The organism is uncultured Gordonia sp., from assembly GCF_937858515.1.
In the GTDB taxonomy this organism is placed as follows: Bacteria; Actinomycetota; Actinomycetes; order Mycobacteriales; family Mycobacteriaceae; genus Gordonia.
In genome coordinates this window covers 1-5,099 of record NZ_CALLZT010000153.1, presented here as the reverse complement: position 1 = coordinate 5,099, position 5,099 = coordinate 1, and the positions used below count along the sequence as shown (strand labels likewise).

Annotated in this window: 6 protein-coding genes; 1 reads left to right on the top strand and 5 read right to left on the bottom strand. The window is 66.4% G+C overall.

Annotated features, from left to right (window positions below; all coding sequences use genetic code 11):
• Positions 1–7 precede the first annotated feature (7 nt).
• From menE to Q0627_RS14905, 4 genes are all read right to left on the bottom strand, one after another.
• Positions 8–1,291 (bottom strand): o-succinylbenzoate--CoA ligase, encoded by a 1,284-nt coding sequence (menE, locus tag Q0627_RS14920; RefSeq protein ID WP_298811063.1) that lies wholly within the window; start codon positions 1,289–1,291, stop codon positions 8–10.
• Between the two features lie 41 nt (positions 1,292–1,332).
• Positions 1,333–1,719 (bottom strand): DUF3349 domain-containing protein, encoded by a 387-nt coding sequence (locus tag Q0627_RS14915; RefSeq protein ID WP_291013990.1) that lies wholly within the window; start codon positions 1,717–1,719, stop codon positions 1,333–1,335.
• A 201-nt stretch (positions 1,720–1,920) separates the two neighbouring features.
• On the bottom strand, positions 1,921–2,202 hold the full coding sequence (locus Q0627_RS14910) for a hypothetical protein (RefSeq protein WP_298811059.1): 282 nt from the start codon (positions 2,200–2,202) through the stop codon (positions 1,921–1,923).
• Between the two features lie 32 nt (positions 2,203–2,234).
• A complete protein-coding gene (locus Q0627_RS14905; protein WP_298811058.1) occupies positions 2,235–3,464 on the bottom strand; it encodes an inorganic phosphate transporter in 1,230 nt (409 codons plus the stop codon).
• Positions 3,465–3,756: 292 nt separating this feature from the next.
• On the opposite strand from Q0627_RS14905, the gene Q0627_RS14900 reads away from it, so the two are divergent.
• Positions 3,757–4,809, top strand: a complete 1,053-nt coding sequence (locus Q0627_RS14900) for an LLM class F420-dependent oxidoreductase (RefSeq protein WP_298811061.1) — start codon at positions 3,757–3,759, stop codon at positions 4,807–4,809.
• Between the two features lie 51 nt (positions 4,810–4,860).
• Here the strand turns inward: Q0627_RS14900 and Q0627_RS14895 are convergent.
• The coding region (locus Q0627_RS14895; protein WP_298811055.1) for an enoyl-CoA hydratase-related protein at positions 4,861–5,099 on the bottom strand (239 nt) is incomplete at its 5' end.

Below are 5,099 nucleotides of genomic sequence, written 5' to 3'. Positions count from 1 at the left end.
TGGCACACTATGTGAAGTCTCTTCCCGGAGACTTGCGCCCTGCCTGCATCCCCCCCAAGTCGGCAGGGCGCTTCTCCGTTTCCGGACCCTTTTCCGGTCCTGGCACCCGGTTTTCCGTTTCTGGCACAACTGCGCCGGTCAGCCGTTCCCGCAATGCGGTCCGGTCGGGTTTGCCCGGCCCCCGCATCGGCAGGGTGTCGACGACGATCACCTCGCGCGGCGCGGCGAATCGGTCGAGCCGAGCGGTCACGAGCTCGATGATCAGGTTCGGGTCCACGGCCCCGGCCTCGGATTCGACGAGCACCGCCACCACCTTCTCGCCGAGCCGCGGGTCGGGCAGGCCCAGCACCACGCATTCGGCGACCGACGGATCGGCCGCGATGGCCTCCTCCACCACCTCGGGCAGCACCGTGAGCCCACCCGTGCTGATGGCCTGATCGGCCCGCCCGACGACCCGCAGCAGTCCGGATTCGACGATCCCGAGATCGTCGGTACGAAACCACCGGTGCTCTCCGGAAGAAGGCCCCCCGGAGGAATCCCTGAAGAGGTATTGCCCGAACGACGGGTGGTGCGGCAGATTGCGGTAGCCGTCGGCGACCATCGGACCACCGAGCCAAATACGTCCGGCGCCGCCGTCTCCGGGGCCTTCGATCCGCACATCGACCCCGTCGAGGGGAAAACCGTCATAGACGCAGCCGCCGGCGGTCTCGCTCATCCCGTACGTGCACACGATCGCCAGACCCTCATCGATCGCTTTGCGCCGCAACAACTCCGGGGTTGCGGCCCCGCCCACGAGGATGGCGTCGAATGTCCGGGCGGCGTCGGTGGCCGCCGGTGACGCCAGCACCTTGATCAACTGGGTGGGCACCAGCGATGTGTACCGACGCACGCCGTCGAGCTCGCCGGTGGAGCGGACGAAGTCGTCGACCCCGAAGCCGTCGCGCACGTCGATGATGCCGGGACGGTACCCGGCACGGATTGCCCGCAGCAGCACCTGCAGCCCGGCGATGTGATGCGGTGGCAGAGTGAGCAGCCAATTGCCCGGTCCGCCGAGAAAAGCCTCGGTGGCTCGGGCCGAGGCGCGCAGGGTCGCCGCGGTGTGCTGAGCGCCTTTCGGGATGCCGGTCGAACCGGATGTCGAGATCACCAATGTCACGTCGTCGCCGATCGGTTCGCCGGCGCCGAGGGCGGCGCACAACCGGGCCGCGGCCGCGGCGTCGCCGGGCACCGGCAGGACGGCTCGGGTGGCGCCGTGCTCGAGGAGCCCGGCGAGCGTGTCCGTGTGGGCCAGGACTTCCGGTGCGCCTACCAGCTCCAGCGGGTGCAGTCCGTTCAGTGGCCGTCTCCGGACTCGCCGGGACCCTCGCCGTCCTCGAGGGGTTCGGGTGACGCGTTCGGGGTGATGGTGTCGGCGAGCGGTTCGTCGTCGAACGGCCAGCCGGCCACGACGAGCAACTGCCGCACCCGGGCGATGTCGACGGCGTGGGGGAGCTCGTCGGTGACCTTGGTTATCTTGACTCCCGCGTCGATCTTGGAGATCGGTTCGAGATGCCGCAGGGAGTCGTCGATCAGGTCGGAGGTCACCTGGTCGAGTTCATCGTCGGAAAGTTGTCGGCGCAGCAGTGCCACGAGCGGAATGTAGTCGCCCTGGGGTACCCCGTTGGGGTAGCCGGCCCGCAACCATTCGACGACTTTCATGAGTAGCTGTGGTCGGTCCATGATCGCCTCCCTTCTTCGTACCTGGGATTTGTTGTACTCGGTTCACGGGCTGGGGTTTGTCCGGGCCGGTGTCTGACATCGTGTCCGGTTCAGATGCTTGTCATCCCAGTACACACCCTTGCGGTGCCGAGCGCCGGAATCGGGCAGTGACAACAGTTCGGCGCCGACCCTCACGGGGTCGGCGCCGAACTGCTTCATGTCCTAGTACCAGGCGTCAGGGAAGACTCTGACGCCCAGATGGAAGTCGAGGGTGTGTCGGCACACCCAGAGGATGCCGACGGCGATGACGACCACGACCAGCCCGAACAGGACGTAAGCGGCGGCCTTGCGGACCGGATCGGGGGCCGTCACCGTGCCATCGGCGTGCTCGTTGCCCATACCGACGGCGTGCAGGCGTAGGCCGACCGCGAAGATCGCGGGCAGTCCCGCTCCGAGCATCAGACCCACGACGAGCACTCGGGCGATGGATTCGACTATGTGCATGGTGCTTTCAATCCTTAGCTGATCGCGCCGGGTCAGACCGACGCAGGACGGGTCGCGGGCTCTTCACCCGCGGGGACGGTGGTACCGCTGCCGTCCTCCCAGTCGTCGGTCACGTTGTTGTGGTCGACCTTGTTCTGCTGTGCGCGCCAGTACATGTAAGCGGAAGCGGCCACGAGGATCGCGAAGATCGTGATGGCGCCGTAGACGTCGCCGATAAGGTGACCGAGCCAGAAGCACAGGGCACCCACCGTCGCAGCGGCCGGAACTGTGGTCACCCAGGCGACCGCCATGCGGCCCGCGACGCTCCAGCGCACCTCGGCGCCCTTCTTGCCGACGCCGGTGCCCAAGATCGAGCCGGTGGCGACGTGGGTGGTCGACAGTGCCATACCCGCGGTGGAGGAGGTCAGGATGATCGCGGCCGAGGATGCGTCGGCGGCGAAGCCCTGCGGTGAGCTGATCTCCACCAGGCCCTTACCCAGGGTGCGGATGATGCGCCAGCCACCGAGGTAGGTACCCAGGGCGATGGCGAACGCACAGGTCAGGACCACCCAGATCGGCAACCCGCTGGAGACGGTGCGCGCATCCAGATGATTGGTGGCGATGAGGGCGAGGGCGATGACACCCATGGTCTTCTGCGCGTCGCCGGTGCCGTGCGAGAGGGCGAGCAGGGACGCGGTGGCCCGCTGGCCATAGCGGAATCCGGCGTCCCGGTTCTTCTCAGCGATCGAATTGGTGATCTTGAAGATGATCCATGTGCTGGTGGCGGCGACGATGCAGGCGATCACCGGTGCGGCCAGGCCGGGGACCAGGATTTTGTGGGTGATGCCGGCCCAGTTGATGCCGCCGAACCCGATGGCGGCCAGGCCTGAACCGATAAGTCCGCCGAACAGTGCGTGCGAGGAACTCGACGGCAGGCCGAACAGCCAGGTGAACAGATTCCACAGGATGCCGCCGATGAGTCCGGCGAAGATGATCAGCAGCGCCTTCTGGGCGTCGAGTCCTGCGACCAGCTCGCCGGCTCCGTCGCCCTTGGTCTCCTGGATCTTCAGTACGTCCTTGGTGATGGTTGCCGCCACCTCGACCGACAGCAGCGCGCCGATGAGGTTGAGGATCGCGGCGACGGTGACCGCGGTCTTGGGTTTGAAGGCTCCGGTGGCGATCGAGGTCGCCATGGCGTTGCCGGTGTCGTGGAAACCGTTGGTGAAGTCGAAACCGAGTGCCGTGATGACGAGCAGCACCAGAATAAGCATCTCTGAGCTCATGCGATCATCATGCTGTGTGACGCGCTCTGGCACCTAACTTTGGGAAAGCCAAAAGACCCCATTTGACGTGCGTGTTTGCTCTATCGCGCCAGGTGTTCACCGACTGTTCACGTTCCGTCGGCCAAGTGGAAATCTTCCGGTGGATGACCCGGGGACTTTGGTCCTGCGCCGTTGGTCTCGTGGCCGCCGCGTCGGCGTCCGAAAGTCGCCGACCGACCGCTCGTACGGGTGCCGACCGACCGCTCGTACGGCTGTGGAAGAATGCGTGTGCATGACGTCAACTGCTGCCCCGATGAAACTCGGCATGCCGATCAATTACGCCGGCGACTTCCGTGAGACCATCGACCACCTCGCCGACTTCGAGCGGGCGGGTGTCGGCAGGGTCACGGTGCCGGAGGCCTACAGCTTCGACGCGGTCAGTCAGCTCGGCTACATCGCGGCGCGTACCGAGAAGATGGAACTGCAGACCGGCATCCTGCCGATGTTCTCGCGTACCCCCACCAACCTGGCGATAACCGCGGCCGGCCTGGACTACATCTCCGGCGGCCGCGCGATCCTGGGTATCGGGGCGTCCGGTCCTCAGGTCATCGAAGGCTTCCACGGGGTGCCCTATAACGCGCCTCTCGGCCGCGCCCGCGAGCACGTCGAGATCTGCCGCAAGGTGTGGCGGCGCGAGCCGGTGACCTTCGACGGTAAGCACTACCACTTGCCCCTCGGCCCCGAGCATGGCGGGTCGGGTCTGGGCAAGGCCTTGAAGATCATCAACCATCCGGTGCGGGATCGCATCCCGATGCTGCTCGCCGCCATCGGCCCCAAGAACACCGAGCTGGCCGCCGAGCTCTTCGAGGAGTTCCAGCCGTTCCTGTTCCATCCCGGGTACGTCGATGCCGCGTTCGGGGAGGCTCTCGAGGCCGGCAAGGCCAAGCGCAGCCCGGACCTCCCGCCGCTACGCATCGTGGTCAACACCGCTGCGCTGATCACCGACGACGCCGAGCAGATCGAGCATGCCAACCAACTCGTCCGCAATCACTGCGCGCTGTACATCGGCGGCATGGGTGCCCGCGGCAAGAACTTCTACAACTCACTGGCCGTGCGTTACGGATTCGTCGACGAGGCCAAGCTGATCCAGGATCTGTATCTGGACGGCAAGAAGGCCGAGGCCGCCGCAGCCGTGCCTCAGGATCTGGTGGATTCGACCGCCCTGATCGGGCCCAGATCGCAGGTGGCCGAGCGGGTCGAGGCCTTCCGCGCCGCGGGTGTGGGGGTGCTGCTGGCCGCGCCGGCGGCCGGGACGCACGCCGAGCGCGTCGAGGACATGGAGATCCTGCGCGAGTTGATCGGCTGAGCGCGAGGCGATACCTTATTTTCCCGACCGGCCGGGAGATGGAAGACGACTTCAGTAATAGTAGGGGAAGGCGTCCCAGTCGGGACTGCGCTTCTCCAGGAACGCGTCCCGGCCCTCGACGGCCTCGTCGGTCATGTACGCCAGCCGCGTCGCCTCACCGGCGAACACCTGCTGACCCATCAGCCCGTCGTCGGTGAGGTTGAACGCGAACTTGAGCATTCGCTGCGCCGTCGGCGACTTGCCGTTGATGGTGCGCGCCCACTCGATCGCGGTGTTCTCCAACTCGGCGT

What these genes read in the sequence shown, in the direction of transcription:
- Q0627_RS14915 (WP_291013990.1), bottom strand. Translation starts at nt 1,719, where the DNA reads ATGGACCGACCACAGCTACTCATGAAAGTCGTCGAATGGTTGCGGGCC.
- Q0627_RS14900 (WP_298811061.1), top strand. Translation starts at nt 3,757, where the DNA reads ATGAAACTCGGCATGCCGATCAATTACGCCGGCGACTTCCGTGAGACC.
- Q0627_RS14910 (WP_298811059.1), bottom strand. Translation starts at nt 2,202, where the DNA reads ATGCACATAGTCGAATCCATCGCCCGAGTGCTCGTCGTGGGTCTGATG.
- Q0627_RS14905 (WP_298811058.1), bottom strand. Translation starts at nt 3,464, where the DNA reads ATGAGCTCAGAGATGCTTATTCTGGTGCTGCTCGTCATCACGGCACTC.